Origin of the sequence: Amycolatopsis pigmentata, assembly GCF_042684065.1 — a bacterium.
GTDB lineage: Bacteria > Actinomycetota > Actinomycetes > Mycobacteriales > Pseudonocardiaceae > Amycolatopsis_E > Amycolatopsis_E pigmentata.
On sequence record NZ_JBHUKR010000036.1, the window covers coordinates 1 to 521 of the forward strand.

The 521-nt window shown below is 59.7% G+C and carries 1 protein-coding gene; it reads right to left on the reverse strand.

The genetic code is table 11. The annotated features are described in order from the left end of the window. Positions 1-482, reverse strand: a 482-nt coding sequence (locus ACFSXZ_RS41200) for a condensation domain-containing protein (RefSeq protein ID WP_378272016.1), incomplete at its 3' end; no start/stop codon positions are given. Positions 483-521 lie beyond the last annotated feature (39 nt).

Sequence of the window (521 nt, forward strand, 5' to 3'; positions counted from 1 at the left end):
CGCCGCCAGAACCCCTCCGCATCCACCACAGGCCGCCGCTCCAGCCACTGGACATAATCAGCGAAAGGCACCGGAGAATCCAACCGCACATCCACTCCGTCCAGCGCGGCCCGATACAACGCGGTGAACTCCCGGGTCAAAATCTGCAAACTCCAACCATCAATAATCAGATGATGAAACGACGACACCACCAACACCCGATCAACAGCCAACCTGATCAACGCGAACCGCAACAACGGCGCCCGTGACACATCAAAACCAATCGCCCGATCCTCACGAAGAAACCCATCCAACCGCCGCGCGACCTCTTCGGCGTCACACCCCGACCAATCCACCTCCATAAACGGCACCTCAACCGAGGACCGCACCACCTGCAACGGCTCCGCCAACCCCTCCCACACAAACGCACTACGCAACGCCGAATGCCGATCCACCACCCGCTGCCACACCCGACGGAACACAACAAGATCCAACGAACCCACGTACACATCCGCAGACTGAACAACATACGGCCGATCCGG